This is a genomic window from Kitasatospora sp. NPDC088861, assembly GCF_044750105.1.
Lineage (GTDB): Bacteria > Actinomycetota > Actinomycetes > Streptomycetales > Streptomycetaceae > Kitasatospora.
This window is the reverse complement of record NZ_JBIVJF010000006.1, coordinates 1-20,612: the sequence shown is the minus strand read 5'-3', so window position 1 is coordinate 20,612 and position 20,612 is coordinate 1. Positions and strand designations below refer to the sequence as shown.

The 20,612-nt window shown below is 72.4% G+C and carries 17 protein-coding genes, 1 tRNA gene and 1 pseudogene; 8 read left to right on the top strand and 11 right to left on the bottom strand.

The window, feature by feature from the left end; translation table 11 throughout:
* Window positions 1-26: 26 nt before the first annotated feature.
* From ACIP37_RS13425 to ACIP37_RS13415, 3 genes are all read right to left on the bottom strand, one after another.
* Window positions 27-1,685: an ABC transporter substrate-binding protein gene (locus ACIP37_RS13425; RefSeq protein ID WP_400806941.1), complete on the bottom strand. Its 1,659-nt coding sequence runs from the start codon at window positions 1,683-1,685 to the stop codon at window positions 27-29.
* A 172-nt stretch (window positions 1,686-1,857) separates the two neighbouring features.
* Entirely contained in the window at window positions 1,858-2,856 is a 999-nt protein-coding gene (locus ACIP37_RS13420) for an agmatine deiminase family protein (protein ID WP_363585517.1), read from the bottom strand.
* Between the two features lie 87 nt (window positions 2,857-2,943).
* Window positions 2,944-3,237 carry an agmatine deiminase family protein gene (locus ACIP37_RS13415; protein WP_363585518.1) on the bottom strand — a complete coding sequence of 98 codons (294 nt, stop codon included), beginning with the start codon at window positions 3,235-3,237 and terminating at the stop codon, window positions 2,944-2,946.
* 256 nt (window positions 3,238-3,493) lie between these two features.
* Between ACIP37_RS13415 and ACIP37_RS13410 the strand changes: the two genes are divergently transcribed.
* Window positions 3,494-4,090 (top strand): TetR/AcrR family transcriptional regulator, encoded by a 597-nt coding sequence (locus ACIP37_RS13410; RefSeq protein ID WP_063352386.1) that lies wholly within the window; start codon window positions 3,494-3,496, stop codon window positions 4,088-4,090.
* A gap of 251 nt (window positions 4,091-4,341) precedes the next feature.
* Window positions 4,342-5,076: an alpha/beta hydrolase gene (locus ACIP37_RS13405; protein WP_363585519.1), complete on the top strand. Its 735-nt coding sequence runs from the start codon at window positions 4,342-4,344 to the stop codon at window positions 5,074-5,076.
* A gap of 212 nt (window positions 5,077-5,288) precedes the next feature.
* Here the strand turns inward: ACIP37_RS13405 and ACIP37_RS13400 are convergent, their stop codons facing one another.
* On the bottom strand, window positions 5,289-6,467 hold the full coding sequence (locus ACIP37_RS13400) for an agmatine/peptidylarginine deiminase (protein WP_400806946.1): 1,179 nt from the start codon (window positions 6,465-6,467) through the stop codon (window positions 5,289-5,291).
* Between the two features lie 365 nt (window positions 6,468-6,832).
* Between ACIP37_RS13400 and ACIP37_RS13395 the strand changes: the two genes are divergently transcribed.
* A complete protein-coding gene (locus tag ACIP37_RS13395; RefSeq protein ID WP_350878819.1) occupies window positions 6,833-7,465 on the top strand; it encodes a cyclase in 633 nt (210 codons plus the stop codon).
* Window positions 7,466-7,546: 81 nt separating this feature from the next.
* Here the strand turns inward: ACIP37_RS13395 and ACIP37_RS13390 are convergent.
* Both ACIP37_RS13390 and ACIP37_RS13385 read right to left on the bottom strand, forming a co-directional pair.
* Window positions 7,547-7,620 (bottom strand) — tRNA-Met (locus ACIP37_RS13390).
* Between the two features lie 184 nt (window positions 7,621-7,804).
* The gene (locus ACIP37_RS13385) at window positions 7,805-10,144 is read right to left on the bottom strand and encodes an MMPL family transporter (RefSeq protein ID WP_400806952.1); all 2,340 of its coding nucleotides are present in this window, start codon (window positions 10,142-10,144) and stop codon (window positions 7,805-7,807) included.
* 311 nt (window positions 10,145-10,455) lie between these two features.
* Here ACIP37_RS13385 and ACIP37_RS13380 point away from each other — a divergent pair, with 311 nt between their 5' ends.
* Window positions 10,456-11,694, top strand: coding sequence for a sensor histidine kinase (locus tag ACIP37_RS13380; RefSeq protein ID WP_400806954.1), 1,239 nt, complete (start codon window positions 10,456-10,458; stop codon window positions 11,692-11,694).
* A complete protein-coding gene (locus ACIP37_RS13375) occupies window positions 11,694-12,392 on the top strand; it encodes a response regulator transcription factor (RefSeq protein ID WP_363585542.1) in 699 nt (232 codons plus the stop codon). Before ACIP37_RS13380 ends, ACIP37_RS13375 begins: the two co-directional genes overlap by 1 nt.
* 150 nt (window positions 12,393-12,542) lie before the next feature.
* On the opposite strand, the gene ACIP37_RS13370 is transcribed toward ACIP37_RS13375, so the two are convergent.
* Both ACIP37_RS13370 and ACIP37_RS13365 read right to left on the bottom strand, forming a co-directional pair.
* On the bottom strand, window positions 12,543-13,718 hold the full coding sequence (locus ACIP37_RS13370) for a serine hydrolase domain-containing protein (RefSeq protein ID WP_400806957.1): 1,176 nt from the start codon (window positions 13,716-13,718) through the stop codon (window positions 12,543-12,545).
* 141 nt (window positions 13,719-13,859) lie between these two features.
* Window positions 13,860-15,026 (bottom strand): serine hydrolase domain-containing protein, encoded by a 1,167-nt coding sequence (locus ACIP37_RS13365; RefSeq protein ID WP_400806960.1) that lies wholly within the window; start codon window positions 15,024-15,026, stop codon window positions 13,860-13,862.
* 213 nt (window positions 15,027-15,239) lie between these two features.
* Here ACIP37_RS13365 and ACIP37_RS13360 point away from each other — a divergent pair, with 213 nt between their 5' ends.
* The gene (locus tag ACIP37_RS13360; RefSeq protein ID WP_400806963.1) at window positions 15,240-15,554 is read left to right on the top strand and encodes a DUF6968 family protein; all 315 of its coding nucleotides are present in this window, start codon (window positions 15,240-15,242) and stop codon (window positions 15,552-15,554) included.
* A gap of 123 nt (window positions 15,555-15,677) precedes the next feature.
* Here the strand turns inward: ACIP37_RS13360 and ACIP37_RS13355 are convergent.
* Window positions 15,678-16,010, bottom strand: a pseudogene (locus tag ACIP37_RS13355) (cupin domain-containing protein).
* Between the two features lie 122 nt (window positions 16,011-16,132).
* Between ACIP37_RS13355 and ACIP37_RS13350 the strand changes: the two are divergent.
* On the top strand, window positions 16,133-17,224 hold the full coding sequence (locus ACIP37_RS13350; RefSeq protein WP_400806967.1) for a polyprenyl synthetase family protein: 1,092 nt from the start codon (window positions 16,133-16,135) through the stop codon (window positions 17,222-17,224).
* Between the two features lie 79 nt (window positions 17,225-17,303).
* Here ACIP37_RS13350 and ACIP37_RS13345 read toward each other — a convergent pair whose 3' ends face one another.
* Complete coding sequence (locus tag ACIP37_RS13345; RefSeq protein ID WP_400806968.1) at window positions 17,304-18,287, bottom strand: NADP-dependent oxidoreductase; 984 nt, start codon at window positions 18,285-18,287, stop codon at window positions 17,304-17,306.
* Between the two features lie 140 nt (window positions 18,288-18,427).
* On the opposite strand from ACIP37_RS13345, the gene ACIP37_RS13340 reads away from it, so the two are divergent.
* On the top strand, window positions 18,428-18,805 hold the full coding sequence (locus ACIP37_RS13340) for a helix-turn-helix domain-containing protein (protein WP_363585541.1): 378 nt from the start codon (window positions 18,428-18,430) through the stop codon (window positions 18,803-18,805).
* Window positions 18,806-19,463: 658 nt separating this feature from the next.
* Here ACIP37_RS13340 and ACIP37_RS13335 read toward each other — a convergent pair.
* A partial coding sequence (locus ACIP37_RS13335; protein ID WP_400806972.1) for an ABC1 kinase family protein occupies window positions 19,464-20,612 on the bottom strand: 1,149 nt, incomplete at its 5' end.

Here is a 20,612-nt window from a genome sequence, read left to right as displayed (position 1 = left end):
CCGCCGCACGGTGGATCCGGGAGACGTCACTGGGCCGATCCCACGTCGGCCGCCCACGGGTAGTACATGTAGGAGATGGTGGTCGGGGCGCCGGTGATCCTCTTGTTGAGGAACACGGCGGTGGGCCACTCGGCGACCGGGATCCACAGCAGCTGGTCGGACGCGGTCTTCTGGAGCTGCGCTTCGAGGGTGAAGCGCTCCGCCGGGTCGGCGGCGGCGGTCGCCTTGTCGACCAGGTCGTCGTAGGCCTGGTCGCTGTGGCCGGCGAAGTTCTGGTAGGCGCCGGTCTTGAAGTTGGCCAGCAGGTCCAGCGGGTCGGTGATGGAGTCGTAGTACGTCTCCGGGAACAGGTCGATGCCCTCGCGCGCCTTCGCGTCCGTGAACAGCGCGGTGAACGCGTTGGGCGCGATCGTCTTGAGCTGGACGTCGAGACCGATCCTGGCGCCGGCCGACTGGACGGCGGTGGCCAGCAGCGAGACGTCCTGGCCGATGGAGCTGGTCGCGACCGTGACGGTCTTTCCGGTGGCGCCGGCCTCCTTGACCAGGGCCTTGGCCCGGTCGATGTCCGGGGCGGTCGGGGTGAGCCCCTCGAACGCCTCCTTCCTGACGTCCGGCGGCGCCGCGGCCCAGGCCGCGCGGGAGGTGAGGGAGCCGGTGGCGCTGCCGGCGCCGGCGAGCCCGGTGCGCACGAAGCCGGAGCGGTCGAGGGCCAGCGACAGCGCCTTGCGGACGCGGACGTCGCCGAGCACGCCCTTCATGTCGGTGACGTTGACGTTGACCGTGCTGAGGCCCTCGCCGAAGTAGAGGGTGCCCGCGCCGCTCCTGCTCAGGCGGTCGTAGCTCTCGGTCGGGATCAGGTAGCCGCCGTCCGCCTCACCGCTGATCATGGCGTTGACGCGCGCCGAGGGGTCGGTCAGGAAGCGGAAGTCGACCTTCGCGGACTTGGCCTTGGCGCCCCAGTAGGCGTCGAAGCGCCGCAGCTGGATGGACTGGCCCTTGTTCCAGGAGCCGAGCTGGTAGGGGCCGGTGCAGTCCAGGCTGCCGGAGGTGCCGTAGTCCTTGCCGGCCGCCTCGATGCCGGCCTTGGACGCGACGACGCCCGCGGCCGTGGCCATGTACTGGTTGAACTGCGAGTCGGGCTGCTTGAGTTTGACGGTGACCTGGAGCGGGCCGCTCTTGGTGACGGTGCTGACGTTCTGGAACTGCTGGGCCCAGGCCGCCGCGTTGTCGGGGTTCATCTGCCGGCCGAGGCTGTACACCACGTCGTCGGCGGTCATCACGCCGCCGTCGTGGAAGTGCACGTCGGGCCGCAGGTCGTAGACCCAGGTGGTGGGGTCGGGGCTGGTGGTCTTCGCCGCGAGCCCGGGGGCCAGTGTCAGCTGCGGGGTCCACCGCATCAGGCTCTCGCACACGTTGGACAGGATGGTGTTCTGCGGGTAGTCGAACGCCGAGATGTAGTCGAGGGTCGGCGGCTCGGCGTACACGGCCCAGCTGAACGAGTCGAGCCGGCCCTTGGCGGCCGGGGTGTCGGCGGACAGCTTGTACGCCTGGTCGCCGCTGCCTCCGTCACCGGTCTTCGGCGGCCCGGCGCAGGCGGCGACCAGGGCGAAGGCTGCCAGGGCGGCGGCCGGCAGGGCGTGGCGGCGGTGCGGGGATCTGTGCTCCGGGCGCTGGTTTCGTGGCATCGAGGGTTCTTTCTTCCAGGCTCAACGGGGGTCCGGCGGGCGGGGGGAGGGGCGGCCCCGGCAGCGGGGGTTCGCTGCCCGGCCCGCGGCGAGGGGCGGGGCGAGGGGTGGGGCGACGGGCGGGGCGAGGGGTGGGGCGACGGGCGGGTGGCTGGGCCGGCGGGCGGGCGGCTCAGGCGGTGGGCACCTGCTGGGTGATGCAGTGGACACCGCCGCCGCCGTAGGCGATCACCCGGGAGCGGACCCCGACGACCTTGCGGCCGGGCAGGGCGGCCGCGATGGCGGCGAGGGCCCCCTCGTCCTCCGGGACGTCGGCGACCGGGACGACGACGCCGCCGTTGGCGATGTAGAAGTTGAGGTAGCCGACCTCGACGTCGGTGCCGTTGACCTCGACGAAGGCGCTCTGCGGGACTTCGAGGATCTCCAGCTTGCGGCCCCGGGCGTCGGTGGCGGCCGTCAGGACGGCGTGGTTGGCGCGCATGCGCTCGTGGTCGGGGTGGTCGGGGTCGGCGGGCAGCTGGACGATCACCTTGCCGGGGGCGACGAACGCGCAGACGCCGTCCACGTGGCCGTCGGTCTCGGTGTCCAGCAGACCGCCGTACGGGAGCCAGATGATCGTGCTGACGCCGAGCTTCGCGATCAGTTCGGCCTCGATCTCCTCCTTGCTCATCCCCGGGTTGCGGTTCGGGTTGAGCAGGCACTGCTCGGTGGTGATCAGCGTGCCCTCGCCGTCGACCGTGATCGCCCCGCCTTCGAGGATCATCCGGGAGTCGACGCGCTCGACGCCCAGGCGCTCCAGCAGCCGCCCGGCGATCAGGTCGTCGGTGTCGTACGGGTGGTGCTTGCCGCCCCAGGCGTTGAAGCGGAAGTCCACACCGGCCCGCCGGCCGTCCTCGCCGAGGACGAAGATCGGCCCGGAGTCGCGGAACCACGAGTCGTCGATGGGGAGTTCCACGACCTCGACGCCCTCCCCGCACAGCTCCTGCGCCTCGGCGCCCCGGCCCGGCAGCGCGACCATCGTGACCGGCTCGAACTCGGCGATCGCCCGGGCGACCTGGGCGTACTCCCGCTTGGCCTCCTCGAAGGTCTCCCCCCAGAGGTCCGACCTGGTCGGCCAGGCCATCAGGCACCCGTCGTGGGGGGTCCACTCGGCCGGCATCTGGAACGTCATGACGGATCCTTCTCTCTTGTTCTAATTTTCAGTCAGGATGGGGTCGAGAGTGGCCGACCGAGGTGGTCGGCGGGGGCTCGGCCGCGCTCAGCCGGCGGGCGGTGCGGCGGGCTGCGACTGGGTGGAGCAGTGGATGCCGCCGCCGCTCGCGATGTTGTCGATGTCGAGCTGGACCACGGTGCGGTCGGGGTACTTGGCCTGGAGGACCGCGTAGGCGACCCCGTCCGCGTAGCCGTCGCCGAACTGCGGTACGAGGACGGCGCCGTTGAGGACAGGGCGGGCCAGGCCATGAAGGTGAGGGTGTGCAGATCGGTCTCCGCGGGCATCCGCGGCAGCGCCGAATCCGAGCAGGCTGCGGCGGGTGGGAACGGGCGTGTCCAAGAGGACTCCCTTGGGGGCGGGAGGTGTGGGGTGACGCACATCTTGGCTGCAACTAAAAATTCAGTCAATACCCGATACGTACGGTATCGCGGTTTTCCTTGCCGCACCGGCCTGTCGTGAGCCCGCCACGAGCTTGCCGTGAGTCCGCCGTGAGCCCCGGGCTGGGGTCACCCGCCTGGCCGTACGGGAGTTGGGCCCTGAAATTTTGATCAGGAATTCCTCCGCGCGAGGCCCCGGCCGGGTAGGGTGATCGCTTGTGTCGGATCGTCGAACAGAGATACTCATCGCCGCCACCCGCGTCATCGCGCGGCGTGGTGTGCGCGGGCTGCGCGTGGGCGAACTGGCCGCCGAGGCGGGGGTGTCCACCTCGCTGCTGTACTACCACTTCACCGACCGGGCCGGGCTGCTCCGCAAGACCCTGGAGTTCATCAGCGACCGGGCGGACCGCTACACCGCGGAGGGGGACTCGGCGGGGTACTCGGACGATCCCCGGCGTGATCTCGAACAGGTCCTGCTCCTGGAACTCCAGGACACCCCGGACGTGCGGGAGAACAGCACGGCCTGGGGGGAGTTGAGGGCCAGCGCGGTCTTCGAGCCCGATCTCCGGGAGGAACTGGCACGGGCCACCCACGCCTGGGTGCACGACGTCGCGGACCTGCTCGGCCGCGCCCGCCCCGAGGCCACGGCGCCGGCCCACACGGCCTCCGCCGAACGCCTCACCGTCCTGATCGAGGGCCTCAGCGCCCGCTGGCTGACCGGTTCGATGCCGCTGGAGCACGCGCGACGCTTGCTCCGGGAGGCGATCGAGGTGGAGTTGGAGGCGCTTCCGGCCGTCGTGCGGTGCCGCTGCTGACCGATCCTCCACCTGCCCGAGGTCCGGGGCAGGCCGCCGCCGGCGCCGGTGCACCCCGCCGTCGCGGAGACTCCGTAAAAACCCGTTTGGCGGACGAGGCGACCGCTGCTATGTTTCCGGAGGCCGTGCGAGAGAACGAGGAGGTGGTACCCGTGAACGCAGTATTCACATGGGTGCTCTCCTCCGGGGTCACGGTCGGGCGATAGGTCGTCCGGGAGCGCCGTATCCGAGCCCTCCCGAAAGGCACGACCATGCACTTCACTTCTGAACAGCGCCTCGACGACGGTGTCCTCGAGCGCGAGTTCACCCTCGGCGAGATCCCCGGCATCCTGTGGACGCCCGGAGCCGCATCCGCACCGGCGCCGCTGATCCTGCTCGGCCACCCTCCCCTCGGACTGCGCAGGATGTACCCCCGACTGGTGGCCCGGGCCCGGCACGCCGCGGCGGACGGCTTCGCCACGGCGACCATCGAGCTCCCGGGAAGCGGCGACCGGCCTCGTTGGCCCGCCGTGGAGCAGGCCCGCGCCGACCTGCGCCGGGCGCTGGAGGCCGGCGAGCCGGTCAGCGACGAGATCGTCGACGCCCTCATCCTCCCGCTGGTCGACAAGGCGGTCCCGGAATGGCGGGCCGCCCTGGACGCCCTCCTCGCGCTGCCCGAGATCGGCGGCCCGGTCGCGTACTCGGGGGGAGTGATCTCCATCGGGATCCGGCTGGCGGTGGTCGAGCCGCGCATCTCGGCCGCCGTTCTGTTCGCCGGCAGTTTCGTGCCTCGCTCCATGTTCGAGGAGGCCCGGCAGGTCACCATTCCGCTGCATGTCCTGCTGCAGTGGGACGACGAGGGGAACGACCGGCAGGCGGCCCTGGACCTGTTCGACGCCTTCGGCTCGAAGGAGAAGTCCCTGCACGCCAACATGGGCGGGCACACCGGCGTCCCGCAGTTCGCCGGGGACGCCGCGGCCCAGTTCTTCACCCGACACCTGAGGTGAGGCCGGGCCGTCGGACCGGCGGCAGACGATAGCTGATGCCGACGGCCTGCCACTTGTCGAGGGCAGGCCCCGGCCGTCCACAGCTCTCTGCACCGTGGGCCCCTGCTGAACTCTCGGCAGGGGCCCGTGCTGCCTGAAGTCATCAACGGTTCGATTTCTGTGGAGCTTCGAGGAGACCGCACGCCCCGGCGGGTGTCAGGCGAACCGCGCGTTCACCCGACGGCCGGGATGTCGTGGGTGGCGCAGTGGATGCCGCCACCTCCGGCGGCGATGTTGTCGATCTTGACGGGGACGATCTCGCGGTCGGGGAAGTGCTGCTTGAGGATCTGCTGGGCGCGGACGTCGGCGCGGTCGTCGCCGAACTTCGGGAGGTAGACGCCCTTGGAGCCGACGTAGAAGTTCATGTAGGAGGAGACGAAGGCGTCGCCGCGGCCGGTGATCTTGTCAGGGTCGGGCTGCTGGAGTTCGATGACGTCGAGCTTCCTGCCGCGGGCGTCGACGGCGTCCGTGAAGACGCCGCGGGCCTGGTCGGCGGAGCGGGACCAGACGTCGGCGGGTGAACCGGGGAAGGCCTGGTCGAGCAGGACGACTCCGGGGGCGGCGAAGCGGGTGAGGCAGTCGACGTGGGCGTCGGTGATGTCCTTGCCCCTGACGCCGGCCAGCCAGATCACGGTGGTGACGCCGAGGGCCTTCTTGAGCTCGGCCTCGACCTGGTCGCGGGACATGCCGGGGTTGCGGTTGCCGTTGACGACGGAGCTCTCGGTGACCAGCAGGGTGCCCTGGCCGTCGGTCTCGAAGGAGCCGCCCTCGGCGACCAGCTTCGTCTCGATGCGTTCGACGCCGTACTTGGCCAGGACGGTGCGGGCGATCTTACCGTCGTTGGCGTGCTGCTGCTTGTCGCCCCAGCCGTTGAAGTTGAAGTCGACGCCCTTGACCTTGCCGCCCTCCTCGACGAACACCGGCAGGGTGTCGCGGGCCCACAGGTCGTCGACGGCGATGGGGACGACCTCGACCGCGGAGCCGCACGCGCTCTGCGCGGCGTCCTTCTGCTCGGGGCGGGCCATCAGGACGACCGGTTCGCGGGCGGCGATGGCCCGCGCCAGGCCGGCGATGTCCCTCCGGACGTCGGGGAGCTGGTCGCCCCAGACGCTCTCCGAGGCGGGCCAGGACATCACGGTGCGGACGTGCTTCTCCCATTCGGCGCCGAAGCGGCGCGCACCGGGAGCCGCCGAGGACCCGGACGGCTGTGGGGCCCCGGATGGCTGCGGGGCCTGCGTGGCGTCCTCGACGGGTTCGTCGAGGTCCGAACAGGCGGTCAGGCCGAGGGCGAGGACGCCCGCGCCGCCGAGGGAGCGCAGGATGGTGCGGCGGGACAGATCAGGGTAGGGCACGGGGATTCTCCGGTCAGGGGTAGCGCCGACGTCGAGCTCGCCGTCAACACTTTCATTGACTGAAAAGTCAGTCAAGCCCGAAGCGGCCCGTCCGCTGATGACGGGCGCCGCCTTCGCCACGCATGCGTCGGCCGCCGCCGACCAGCCATGAGGGCCGAGCGCGGCGCGGCCGGAGAATGGCCGGAAAGTGCTGCAACTGCCTTGCGCAGCAGGATTGTTGGAGGTCCCTGACGCGCCCATGCTGAATTCGCCCGGCCTGCGCCGGGCCGCCGGGTGGGCGGGCGGCTCAGGTACCCCACGCCCCGACGCTCGCGCGCCCCACCCTCACCCCCCACCTCAGGCTTCGCGGGAGAACCCTCATGGGAATGACCTCTGCTCTGCGACGTGCCTCGGTCGTGCTCGCCGGCGGCGTGGCCGCGGTCGGGCTGTTCGCGCCGACCGCCGCGGCCGCGGACACCCCGGTCGTCCTGGCCTGCCAGGCGACCCCGCCGATCGGGTCGGCACAGACCTTCAACCTCAACGCCGGTGTCAACGCCGCCGCGCCCGCCACCGTCACGGCCGGCAGCCAGTTCACCGTCACCCTGGCCCCCGACGCGCTCACCGTGCCCACCACGGTGGGTGGTTACAGCATCCAGTCGATCAGCAACATCGTGCTCACCGTGCCGGTCCCCGCGAACGCCACGCTGACCGGCGAGTCGCTGACCGGCGGCTCCGGCTACTCGGGCAGCGCGAGCGTCGCGGTGAACAACGGCAACGTCGTGCTCACGGTGAACGGGTCGGTCGACGGCGGCGGCACCTTCACGCTCCCCGCGCTGACCCTGAACCTGGCCGCCGGGGCCTCCGGCAGCGTCATCCGCACCTCGGTGGCCGGTACGAGCTACACGGACCCGGGGCTGACCTTCACGGCGACCGTGCCCGTCTCGTTCTTCACCGTCGACGTGCCCACCGCCTGCTACCCGGCCACCGCACAGGCGCTCAGCACCACGACGGTGAGCTGACCGGGGGCTCGCGCCGAAGGCGACCGAGGGAGAACAGCACCGGGGCCGGCGCACAGTGTGCGTCGGCCCCGGTGTCGGAAGTAGCGGGGACAGGATTTGAACCTGCGACCTCTGGGTTATGAGCCCAGCGAGCTACCGAGCTGCTCCACCCCGCGTCGGTAGTACCGACCGTACGGCACCCGGCGGCGATCACCTAATCGGCCACCGGGCGGCCGGGTGCGCGGCTCCAACGGCGGCCCCGAGGTGATGCGCGTTCAGCGGAAGCCGACAGCCGCAGCGCGACGGAACCGGGGGCGCCGGCCGTTGCGCCCGGTGTCGTCGTCCGAGCCCGCCCGCTTCCTACGGGTGGTGGCTGCTTCCGGTCCAGGAGGAGGCTGCGCCCTGTTCCTCCTGCGGCGCGTACGGCTGGGGATAGGGCTGAGGGTAGGGGGAGGGGTGGTCGTCCGGCTGCGGCGGCGTGGGCCACTGCGACCAGGGCTGGGACTGCGGCGACTGCGGCGCCTCTGCGCGGGGGTGCCCGGGGGCCGTGCGGGCCGTGGTACGGCCTGGACGCAGGGGCCACCACAGGCTGCGGCCGAGGAGCGCGGCCAGGGCGGGCACCAGGACGACGGACAGCAGGAACGCGGAGAGCAGGATGCCGAGCGCGGTCGCGAAGCCGATCTGCTGGGTCGAGGGCTGCGGGGTCACGGCGAGGCCGGCGAAGGAGCCGGCCAGGACCAGGCCCGCCGTCGCGATGGCCGGGGCGGTGTGCCGGAGGGCGCGCGCGACCGCGGCCCGGGGCGGGCCGGGGTGTTCCATCTCCTCCCGGATCCGGTCGCTGATCAGGATGTTGTAGTCGGTGCCGAGCGCGACCACGAACAGGAACAGGACCAGCGGCAGCGTGAAGTTGACGCCCGGCTTGCCCATCGCGTGCTGGAACAGCAGGGCGGCCGCGCCGAGGGTGGCCGCGAAGCCGAGGCCGACGGAGAGCATCAGGACGACCGGTGCGAGCAGGCTGCGCAGCAGCAGGAGGAGGATGACCCCGATCAGTGCCGCCGCGACCGGGAAGACCAGCCGCAGGTCGCGGCCGACGGCGGTGGAGACGTCGGCGAAGACGGCCGGGGTGCCGCCGACGTGTGCGCTCAGGCCAGCCGGTGTGCTCTGGGCGACGGCGGCGCGGATCGGGCCGGCGACCAGGTCGCGGGCCTGCTGGGACTGCGGGTCCTCGGTGAGGAAGAGGTCGATTCTGGCGGCCTGCCGGTCCTCGCTCAGGACCGGCTTGGTGACCTGGCCGACGCCGGTGACCCGGGTGAGGCCCTGGGCGAGGCCGTCCAACGCGCCGGGGGTGAGGGGGCCGGCGTTCTTGGTCTCGACGTAGACGCTGGTCGGGTCCGCCACACCGGCGGGCAGGACGCGGGAGATCTCGGCGGCGGTGGTCTGGGAGGCGGTGCGCGGTCCGCCGCCCAGGCCGTAGTCCATCCTGATCCCGGCCAGCCCGCCGGCCAGGGCGCCCAGGAGGGCGAGCGAGGCGAGGACCATGACCACGGGCCGGCGGGCCACCAGGTCGGCGAAGCGGGCGGTGGCGCCGTCGCGGGGCACGGTCTTGAGGGCGCGCGAGGGCCAGAACAGTGCGCGTCCGCAGGCCGCGAGTACGGCGGGCATCAGGGTGAGGCTGGCCAGCAGCATGACCAGGACCGAGACCGCGACGGCCGGGCCGAGCACCCGGAACTGCCCGAAGCTGGCGACCCCGAGGGTGGCGAAGGCGGCGACGATGGTCAGCGCGGCCGAGGTGATCGCGGTGCCGACCTTGTGGCCGACCTCGGCGGCGGTGGCGCGGTGGTGGCGTTCGGGGTGGGCCCGCAGCTGCTCGCGGAAGCGGAACATCAGGAACAGGAAGTAGTCGATGCCGATGCCCAGCAGCACCACGCCGATCAGGCTCGGTACGGACGGGTCGAGCTTGATGCCGGTGAGCAGGGCGGTGCCCACGACGGCGCCGGCGGCCACGCCGCTGACGAGGGCCACCGCGATCAGCGGCAGCAGCGCGGCCAGGGCGCTGCGGAACATGAGGATGTGGAGCAGGATGATCAGGCCGACGGCGCAGGCGGACGCGACGGTCGCGAGGGTCTTGCCGTCGTCGGCGGAGTCGACCTGGTCGGCGAGGGCGCCGGTGAAGCCGGTCCGCAGTCCCTGGGCGGCGAACTCCGCCCGGGTGCCGTCCCGGAACGCCCGGTAGGTGTTCTCCAGGCCCGGGTCGGCGGGGTTTCCGGTGAGGTTGGCGGAGAGCAGCTCGAAGGTCCCGTCCGGCGCGGTCATGGCCGGGTCGACCTGGGGGACCTGCGAGTAGTCCCGCTGAAGGGGCGCGGCGTCCTTGGGCTTGGGCATGGTGACCTTGAGGCGGCTCAGCCGCTTCGCCCCGTCGTCGATCTGCTGCCGGTCCGCGGCGGTCAGCGCCCGGCCGTCGGCCCGCGCGACCAGGACGGTCACCGGGTTGGCGTCGGGCTTCGTCCCGAAGCGGTCCTGGGCGACCTTCATGGCGGCGGCCGAGTCGTAGCTCTTCGGCAGGAAGTCGGCCGTCTGCGTCTGGGTCACCCGGTAGATCAACGTCTGGCTCAGGACGGTCAGGAGTACTCCCAGGACCGCCCATACGGCGATCACCTTCCACGGATTCCTGGTGGAGAATCCGGTCAGGGCGCGGATCACGATGTCCTCCGGCTGTGGTGCTGTCGCCGGGGATTTCCGGCACGTCTCCAGACCATCACGGCGTACCGGGCGTTCTCGTCCGAGCGCGGGAGGAGAACGGCATCAGGACCTGAGCCCGCCACCAGGCCCGGACCAGGACCAGGGGCCTGGTCCGGGATCGGTCCCGGGTGCCGGCCCGGGGCTGGGGGCCACAGGGAGAATGGACCGCAGGCCCCCCCCGAGGGCTCCGCGGGAACGGCTCACGGCTCACGGCTCGCGGCTCACGGACGACGGCACACGGCCGACCGGCCACGGAAAGGACCACCACCAGCATGTCGACGCACCACCGGCCGCTGCTGCTGCCGCAGCCGCAGCAGCCGCCGCCGAGAGCCGACGGTCTGCCCTGGACGGCCAGTGACGCGCTGGTGGCCGTCGGGGCTGCCGCCCTGGACCTCCTCGGCTACTCGATCGGCGGCCCGGACGGAAGCCAGCCGATCGCCCTGACGGCGCTGGTCCTGCTCGTACTGGCGGCCATGCCGCTGCTCACCAGGCGCCGCTACCCGCTGGCGTCGCTGACGGCTGTGCTGGCCCTCGGCCTGGCCCTGAACCTGAGCGGGCCGGTGCCGCAACACTTCAACTGCACGCTCTGCATCGCGCTGTTCGCGGTCGCCCGCTCGCGCGGCCTCGTGGTGGCGGTGACGACCGCCCTCGTGGCGGCCGTCGTACCGCTGCTGGGCCGGGGGCATCCGCTGCCGCCTCCGCTCTCGCAAGTGGCGTCCAACGTGGTCGCCGTGGCGCTGGTCATCGCCGCGGCCGAGGCGCTGAAACGCTGGCAGCACGCGGTGGAGGCCAGGCGCAGGCTGCTGGCCGACCGCGCGGTGGCGCAGGAACGGCGCCGCATCGCACGGGAGTTGCACGACATCGTCGCCCACCACATCACCACCATGCAGCTGATGGCTGGCGGTGCCAGAGCGAACCTCGGGGGTGACGCCGAGGTGGTGCGCGACGCCCTGGTCACGCTGGAGGGCTCCGGGCGGATGGCGCTGCGCGAGATGCGCCAACTGCTCGACGTGCTCCGGGCCGGCGACGAGCCGGAGGAGTCGCCGGCCGAGCCGCAGCCCGGTGTCGGACACCTCGGACGGCTCGTCGAGGAGTCCCGCAGGGCCGGTCTTCCCACTGAGTTCGCCGTCCTGGGGGAGGAGCGCCCGCTGCCGCCGAGCACCGGCCTGGCGGTGTTCCGGATCGTCCAGGAGTCCCTCACCAACACCCGCAAGCACGCCGGCCGGGCCCAGGCGCGGGTCCGGCTGACGTACCACCCGGACCGGATCACCGTCGAGGTGTCCGACAACGGCACTGCCGCGCCGGCCGACACCCTGGTGGGCGCCCTGGCGGGAGCGGGCGGTGCGGCCGGACCGAGGGCGGGCCGCACCGGATACGGTCTGATCGGCATGCGCGAACGCGTCGCGCTGCAGGGCGGCAGCATGGTGGCCGGCGCCGTGGACGGTGGTGGCTTCCGGGTGGCGGCCAGCCTGCCGGTGGCGCCGGCCGACGGAGAGGAACGGCTCGGATGATGGGAACCCCGGAGCGGATCAGGGTGCTGATCGCCGACGACCAGCCGCTGGTACGGCGGGGCCTGGCCCTGATCCTGGCACCCGACCCGGCCTTCGAGGTGGTGGCCGAGGCGGACGACGGCCAGCAGGCGGTCGACCTCGCGCACCGGCACCGGCCCCACGTCGTGGTGATGGACATCCGGATGCCGGTTCTCGACGGCGTCCAGGCGACCGAGCGGCTCACGCGGGAACTGCCGGCCTGCCGGGTCCTGGCGCTGAGCACCTTCGACATGGACGAGTACGTGGTCGCCGCCCTGCGCGCCGGCGCCTCCGGGTTCCTGCCCAAGGACGTCTCCCCGGAGGAGCTCTCGGCGGCCGTGCGCACCGTGCACACCGGGGAGGCGGCGGTGGCGCCGCGCCTGCTCACCCGGCTGATCTCCACGTACGTCACCGCGCCCCGCCTGCCACCGGCACCGGTGCCGTTGCCGGTGTCCAGTCTGGGCGAACTGACGCCCCGCGAGATCGAGGTGTGGCACCTGCTGGCCACCGGCCTGGACAACGCCGAGATCGCGTCGGCGATGGGCATCAGCGTCTCCACGGTCAAGAACTACATCACCAGCATCTTCGCCAAGCTGAGTGTCCGCGACCGTGCCCAGGCGGTGATCGCGGCCTACGAGTCCGGCCTGGTCGAGGCCCGGCCCGCGAACCCGGCGGGCTGAGGCGGGCTGAGCCTGCCCGAGTCGGACTGATCCCGGCAGCGGTACTCCACAGACGGCCTCGCGGTCCCCGCCCACGGGAGCCGCGAGGCCGTCTGTCCGGTGTCCGCCCCCCCCCCGCGCAGGCAGGGGGCGCCCCGAGGGGTGGGGCGGTCAGCGGCAGAGGGCCGCGTCCAGGGCGTCCGCCATGTGCTGCGCGCCGGCCTCGCCCGGGATGGCGGTGACGGTGATGGCGGCGGCGCGGCCGTCGTCGGTGACCCCGTTGCGGGAGCGGTAGCCCGCGGTGGTCCCGCCGTGGCCCCAGGAGAGGCCGCCGCAGGAGAGCGGCTTGCTCTGCAGGCCCAGCCCGTAGCGGACCCCCGGGCCCAGGAGCTCGGCGGGGACGGTGGTGCGCATCTCGGCGAGCTGCGCCGCGGGCAGGAGTCGGCCGCCGAGGAGCGCGGCGTAGAAGGAGTTGAGGTCGGTGTTGGTGGAGACGATCGCCCCCGCCGCCCAGGCCGCCGAGGAGTCCATCTCGGTGTAGTCGATCGTCCGCGCGTCCGGCGAGCTGCGGTAGTAGCCGTGAGGGTGGGCCTCGTGGATGCCGGTGTCCCCGGGGGTGGGGAAGTAGGTGTGGCGCAGGCCGATGCGGTCGATGACGCGCTTGGTGATCTCCTCGCCGACGGGCCGTCCGGTGACCTTCTGGACGAGGAGTCCGGCGACGATGTAGTTGGTGTTGCTGTACTCCCAGCTGGTACCCGCGGGGAAGCGGGCCTGTTGGGCGAGGGCCGCGTCGAGGAGGTCGCGGGGCTCGAAGTAGCGGTACTGGATCGTGGTGAAGTCCGGGAGTGCGGGGGTTTCCATGTAGTCGGGCAGGCCGCTGGTGTGCTGGAGCAGCTGGCGGACGGTGATGCGGCGTCCGTCGATGCCGTCGCCGCGCAGCAGGCCGGGCAGGTAGGTGTCGACGGGCGCGTCGAGGCCGACCTTCCCTTCGGCGACGAGCTGGAGGACGACGACGGCGGTGAAGGTCTTGGTGTTGCTGCCGGCGCGTATCTGCCCGTCGACGGGGACCTTGGCGCCGGTGGCGAGGTCGCCGACGCCCGCGGTGTAGGTGCGGGTGCGGCCGTCGCGGCCCTTGACCGAGGCCAGTGCGGCGGGCAGGCCGTCGTCCTTGACCAGCGCGTTCAGGCTCGACTGGACGTTGTCCGGCTTGCCGCCCGCGAACGCCGCGGTCGGTGCCAGCACTCCGGCCGCCACGACGCCGGCGGCCACGGCTGCCGCCACCATGTGCCGACCGCGGCGGCTCCGGTGGGACTGGGGGGACCGGCTGTGCGGGACGTGCTCGTTCACGGAAGAACTCCTCTACGGGAAAGGGGAATTGGCGGGATGTGCAGGTGCGCGGGTACGCGAGCGCGCGGGTTCCGCGCGCGCCGAGGCGCGCAGAACCCGCGGGTCGTACTGGTGCGGAAGCTCAGGCCGGATCGGGGAGGGTCAGCGGCACAGGGCCGCGTCCACCGCGGCCTCAACGTGCTGTCCGGCCGCACCACTTGGGATCATGGTCACCGCGATGCTGGTGGCGCGGCCGTCATCGGTGGCGCCCCCGGCGGTCTCGTAGCCCGGAATGGTCCCGCCGTGGCCCCAGTAGAGGCCGCCGCACGACAGCGGCCGGCTCACCAGGCCCAACCCGTAGCGGGCGCCGGGGCCCACCTCGTCGGCGGGGACGGTGGTGCGCATCTGGGCGAGCTGCGCCGTGGGCAGGAGCCGGCCGCCGAGGAGCGCGGTGTAGAAGCGGGTGATGTCGCTGTTGGTGGAGACGACGGCGCCTGCCGCCCAGCCCCAGGAGGGGTCCAGTTCGGTGTAGTCGCGGAGCGAGCCGTCGGCGTCCCGGTTGTAGCCCTTGGGGTGGGCCTCGCGGATGCCCGTGTCCCCGGGGGTGGGGAAGTAGGTGTGGCGCAGGCCGATGCGGTCGACGATGCGCCGGTTGACCTCCTCGCCGAGCGGCCGCCCGGTGACCTTCTGGATGATCAGGCCGGCCAGCAGGTAGTTGGTGTTGCTGTACTCCCAGCTGGTGCCCGGGGCGAAGTGGGCCTTCTGGGCCAGGGCCGCGTCGAGGAGTTCGCGCGGTTCGTAGTAGCGCGTCGGACCGGTGAGGATCGAGTCCTTGTCCACGTACTCGGGCAGGCCGCTGGTGTGCTGGAGCAGTTGGCGGACGGTGATGTTGCGTCCGTCGATGCCGTCGCCGCGCAGCAGGCCGGGCAGGTAGGTCTCGACGGGGGAGTCCAGGCCGACCTTTCCCTCGGCGACGAGCTGGAGCACGACGACGGCGGTGAAGGTCTTGGTGTTGCTGCCGATCCGCACCTGCCCGTCCGTGGGCACCTTGGCTCCGGTGGCGACGTCGCCGACACCGGCGGTGTAGGTGCGGGTGCGGCCGTCGCGGCCCTTGACGGCGGCCAGCGCGGCGGGCAGGCCGTCGTCCTTCACCAGCGCGTTCAGGCTCGACTGGACGTTGTCCGGCTTGCCGCCCGCGAACGCCGCGGTCGGTGCCAGCGCTCCGACCGTCATCACGCCGGCGGCCACGGCGGTCACGACCGCCACCGCCCGGTGCCGGCCGCCCCGGCGCGAGCGCGGGAGGCGACTGTGCGGTGCATGCTCGTTCACGAAGAACCCCTCTGAGGAATGGCGCCGGTGATTCCCGGCCTTGATCAAGAGGACCATTCAGGGGCAGGCGAGTTCGTCCGTACCCAGGACGAGACCGCACCCGGGAGCCGGCTCCGGGAGCCGGCCCCAACCAGGACCGTGCTCCCGGCAGTGCTCTTGCCGGCCTTCCGGTGGAGAGGCGCTTCGAACCGTGGGGTGTGTTGTACTGCTGCGGTGAGCGCTGAATATGGGCTTGGCCAGGTCATCGCCAGTCGTGAGCTGGCCTTTACCGCTCCGGACGGGACGCAGAGGCCGGTGCTGCTGGAGGTCGGGCTGCCCTGCCGCGACCCGGAGGGGCCGGACTGGTACTGCCCGTACCGGATCACCGGACACCCGGGCGTCGTCGACCGCGTGACGGCGATCTTCGGCGTGGACTCGTTGCAGGCCCTGCAACTCGCGCTGACCCGCTTTCCCAGCGAGTTGAACGACGCCGCCGGGCTGACCTTCCTGGGCGGGACGGACTTGATGCTGGGGGGCGAGGGTTCCTGAGGGCGCAGAGCGGATGAGGCGTGACGGCGGTGACGGGGGCGGCCGCCTCGGACGGGGCGGGTGCCGGACAGGGCGCGTCCGCAGGTGGGCACGCCCTGTCCGGCACCTGTCCGGTGTGCTGTTTCAGTCGCGCTTGGCGATGGTGAGGAGCACGGCCGAATCCTCGATCGCTTCGACACTGTGGCGAGCCTCGGGGATGGGGATCAGGTCACCGGCGCGGCCCTCTCAGCTTGTGTCGCCCTCGACGAGCCGCACGTGTCCGCGCAGTACCAGGAGGGTCGCGTCGCCGGGGTTGTCGTGCTCGGCGAGGCCCGAGCCGGCGGTCAGGGCGAGGACGGTCTGACGCAGTCCGCGCTCGTGGCCGGTGTAGACGGTCGCCGCGCTGCGTCCCGAGGAGGCTGCCGCCGCACGCTCCAGGTGCTCACGGGCCTGTGTGTCCAGAGAAATCGTCTGCATGCTCCCCAGTATCTCGGACCGGAAGGCCGATGGGGCAGCATGGGTGACGGACCACCACCGGGATCCGTGGCACCTCCGCGCCTGCGCGGGCCCGTATCCCCGCCCGAACGGAAGACATCTTCGTGACCGATACCGCCGCCGTCCCCACCGAGCAGATCCGGGCCCGTCTCGCCGGGTACGAGCGCCGGTTCAGCACGCTGTCCGAGCAGTACTTCCAGGACCTGGCCGCCGCCTTCGACGCTCCGTCGTTCAGCCGGTTCACCCCGGACTGCCTGGCCCTGCTGCGGGACCTGTCGCTGCGCGGCGGCAAGCGGATGCGGGTGGCCCTGCTCTTCGAGGCCGCCCGGCTGGTGACCGCCGAGCCCGTGGCGGGGCTGGACGACGCCGCGCTGAGCATCGAACTGCTCCAGACCCACGGGCTGGTCCACGACGACATCATCGACGACAGCCCCACCCGCCGGGGCGGGCCCTCCACCTACTACGCCTACCGGGGGCGGTTCCCCGACCGGCCGCAGACCGCGCTCGGGCTCGCCGTCCTCGCCGGCGACCTCGCACTCGCGCTGTCCCTCCAGGTCCTCCTCGATTCCCGGGCCCCGCTCCCGGTCCGACAGGCCATGGTCGAGGTGCAGACGCGAGCGGCAACGGCCACGTTCGTCGGCCAGATCATCGACCTGGAGCGGGACTTCACCGCGGACCCGGACGAGGAGGTGCTGCACGACGTGGCCGACTACAAGACCGCCCGCTACTCGGTCCTCGCCCCGCTCCAGCTGGGACTGCTCGCCGCAGGCGTCCAGCCCGCCCGCCACGACGAGGAACTGCGCCGCTACGCCCGGCTGGTGGGGATCTGCGGGCAGCTGCGCGACGACTACCTGGACCTCTTCGGCGACGCGGGGACCATGGGCAAGCCCACCGGAACGGACCTCCGGGAGGGGCGGCGCAACTACACCGTCCGCGCCGTCCTGGCGGCGGCCACCGACGCCGAGCGGGCCGTGGTGGAGTCCGCACTCGGCGACGGAGCCTGCACCGAGGAGACCGTCGCCGCCATCCGCGACATCGCCCACCGCCACGGCGTCCCGGAGCGGATGCGGGCGGACATGCGGCGCTTCGCGCACGCGGCCGCCGCGGAAGCCGCGGCCTGGCGCCCCAGGTGGCGGGAGGAAGCCGTCGCGTTCTTCGAGTACCTGCCGAGGTGGAGCGTCGAGCGAGTCCGGTGAGGTGGGGTGAGCCCGCGACAGGGAGGGCGGAGGACGGGGGAGGGGCGAGCGGGGAATCCCGTCCGTTCCTGATCGGTGGTCAGTTGGCTCCGGGCCCGACCCCGGTGGTGAGGACGAGCTTGCCGCGGGTGCGGCCCGCCTCGCCGCGGGCATGAGCGGCCCCGGCCTGCTCCAGCGGGAAGGCCCGCTCCACCTCGACGGCGACCTCGCCGGCGTCGATCAGCGCGGCGATCGTCGTCAGCGCGGCGCCGTCCGGCTCGACCAGGAACGGGGTGACCCGCACGCCGGCCGCCTCGGCGGCCGCGGCCAGCTCGGGGGAGACGCCGGCCGGGACGGCGACCAGCAGGCCGCCGGGGCGCAGGACCTTCAGGGAGCGGGTGCCGGTCAGGTCGTGCTCGTCGCCCACCAGGTCGATGACGACGTCGACGCCGGTGGTGGCGTCCTCGAAGCGGGTGCTGGTGTAGTCGATCACCTCGTCGGCGCCGAGCTCCTTGAGCCAGGGGTGCCGGGCGGCGCTGGCGGTGGCGACCACGTGGGCGCCCAGGTGGCGGGCGAACTGGACCGCGAAGTGGCCCACCCCGCCGGCGGCTGCGGTGACCAGCACCCGCTGGTCGGCTCGCACCTGGGCGGTGTCGACGACGGCCTGCCAGGCGGTCAGTGCCGCCAGTGGCACGGCGGCGGCGTGCACGTGGTCGAGCGTGGCCGGCTTGCGGGCGAACTGCCGGGCCGGGGCGGTCACGTACTCGGCGTAGGCGTTCGCGGCGCGCGGGAACCACGGCATGCCGTACACCTCGTCACCGGCCTTCAGCGTGGTCACGCCGAAGCCGACCTCCTCGACCACGCCGGACACGTCCCAGCCGAGCGTGAACGGCGGCTCACCCAGCAGGCCGGCCATGCCGGAGCCGCCGCGGGTCTTCCAGTCCACCGGGTTGATCCCGGCCGCGTGCACCCGTACCAGCACCTCCGTCGGCAGCGGCACCGGACGCGTCACCTCGGCGACCCGCAGCACCTCCGGCCCGCCGAACGTGTCCTGGACCACCGCGCGCATCGTGTCTGCGGACATGCGTCATCTCCCGAAGCATCAGAGTGCGGAAGGCCGTTCAGCGGCCGTTCCTCGATGCCGGCGACGCTATCCCCGCGGGTATGGTTACCTTCAAGGGCTAGTACTTCCCATCGGGAAGTGTCCTGGTGAGGAGAGTGAGCATGACGACCACCTGCCCCAGCGGCGAGCACTCGCAGCACGACGTCTACGCCGCCCAGTGCCCCTGTCGCATCCTGCTCGACCTGCTCGCGAACAAGTGGGCCGCCCTCGCCATCGGCGCCCTCGAAGACGGTCCCCAGCGGTTCGGTGAACTCCAGCGCCGCCTCCAGGGCGTCAGCCCCAAGGTGCTGACCCAGACCCTGCGCCGCCTGGAGGACTTCGGCATCCTCGACCGCACCGTGTACCCCGTCGTCCCCCTGCACGTCGAGTACTCCCTCACCCGCCTCGGCCAGAGTGCCGCGGTGCCGTTGAACGCGCTTCGCTCCTGGGTCGAGGAGAACATCGACCAGGCCCTCCGGCCCGAGCCGGTCGCGGGGTAGCCCGGCAGTGGCCACGACCGGTTCCCGCAGCCGAGGGTTCAGCACGCCGCCGTCCGCAGGTCGTGCGGCTGGGCGTGGACGGCGGACCTGGGACAGGTGGCCAGCAGCCACTCCTCCGCCTGCGCGGCGCCCTCGGCGGCGGTGGTCTCGGCCTCCGCGCAGGCCGCTGTGACCCGCTGCGCGGCGTCCGGCAGCAGGTGGGAGAACCTGCCGATGGTCGCACCGGCGTGGTCGCGCCGGTCTCCGGGGTCAGCCAGAGTCGGAGCCAGCCGTGCCCCAACGCCTCGGCGGAGCCGGCCAGTACCCGGGCGTAGAGCTCCAGGGAGGCGGGCGGGGGCAGGGCGGTGTCGGTGCTGTCCGCCCCGCCGGGCGGGCCGGCGCCGGTCTGGTCAGGATCCCCGGGAGTGTCAGGCGCTCACGGGCGGTCCGGGAGGTGAGAGTGCCCGGGCCCGGACAGCGCCCCGCAGTGCAAAGCGGTGGCCTGGCGCCACCCGGCCCGCTCAGTAGCCGCACCGCGGGTGAGAACGACGTCGCCCCTGTGTCGGTGCCTTCCCCAGGATGCGCGACAGGGCCGGTGACGGGAGAGGTCCGACCCGGGGCGGCGCGCTCGCGGGACGTACCCGGCGTTCGTTGTCCATTGCCGTGGTCGGGAGCGGGGTCATCTTCTGTGTCTGGCGGCCCAGATGATGGCGGCGGCGAGGATGAGTGCGGCGTGGGTGTGGCTGTGGTCCGGCCGGTCCGTGGTGTTGGTGATGCTCAGGGTGAGGTCGTTGTCGGCGAGGTTGCGCAGGATGTTGCGGCTCTGCTGGAGGGTGCCGGGGGCGGCGATGATGAGTTCGAGGGCGGTGCGGGCGGCTTGTTGTTCGGAGAGGGTCTCGCGGGTGAGGCCGAAGATGATGGTGCGCAGGTTGTCGGCGAAGACGTCGGTGATGGAGAGTTCGGGGCAGAGGTGGCGGATGGATCCTTCGAGGTTGGCGAAGGATTTGCCGAGGAGGGCGATGACGGGGCTGGAGCGGATGCCGCGTCGGGTGGCGTGGGTGAGGACGGCGGTGAGGGTGACACCGAAGTCGAGATCGTCCAGGGATGCGGAGGTGACTTTCGGGACGAGGGCGCTCATGTCGGTGCGGAATCCGGCGAGGTCGGCCCAGGGGGTGGGGTTGCCCATCTCGGCCCAGGTCCGTGCCAGGCCGGGGCCGTCGCCTGCGGCGGCATTGAGCAGGACGAGGACGAGGCTTCGGCTGATGGTGGCATCGATGCGGCCGACCATGCCCCAGTCGATCAGGTGGGCGGGGTGGCCGGGGGCGACGAACAGGTTGCCGGGGTGGGGGTCGGCGTGGAAGTAGCGGTCGAGGAAGTACCCGCGGTACATGAACGCCATCAGGTCCCGGGCGATGCCGGTGCGCTCGTCGGCGGTGAACGCGGCGGGGTCGGCGTCGCGTACGGAGGTGCCGGGGGCCAGCGACTGCACCAGGACCCGCCGGGTGGGAGCGAGGAGGACCCGGGGCACGGTCAGGTGCTCGAACCCGGCGGTCAAGCCGAGGGCGTGGCGCATGTTGGCGGCCTCCCGACGGAAGTCGCTCTCGTCCCGCATGGCGTCGAAGAGCACGCCGAGCATGGCCGGCACGTCGACGACCGCGGTGAAGCGGGGCGCTGCCCGGACGACCAGACGCGCCGCGCGGCGCAGGACGGCCATGTCCTGGGCCATGACCTGGGCGACACCGGGGCGCTGAATCTTCACCGCCGCCGCGGTGCCGTCCGCCAGATCGGCGCGGTAGACCTGGGCCAGCGACGCTGCGCCGAGCGGCGT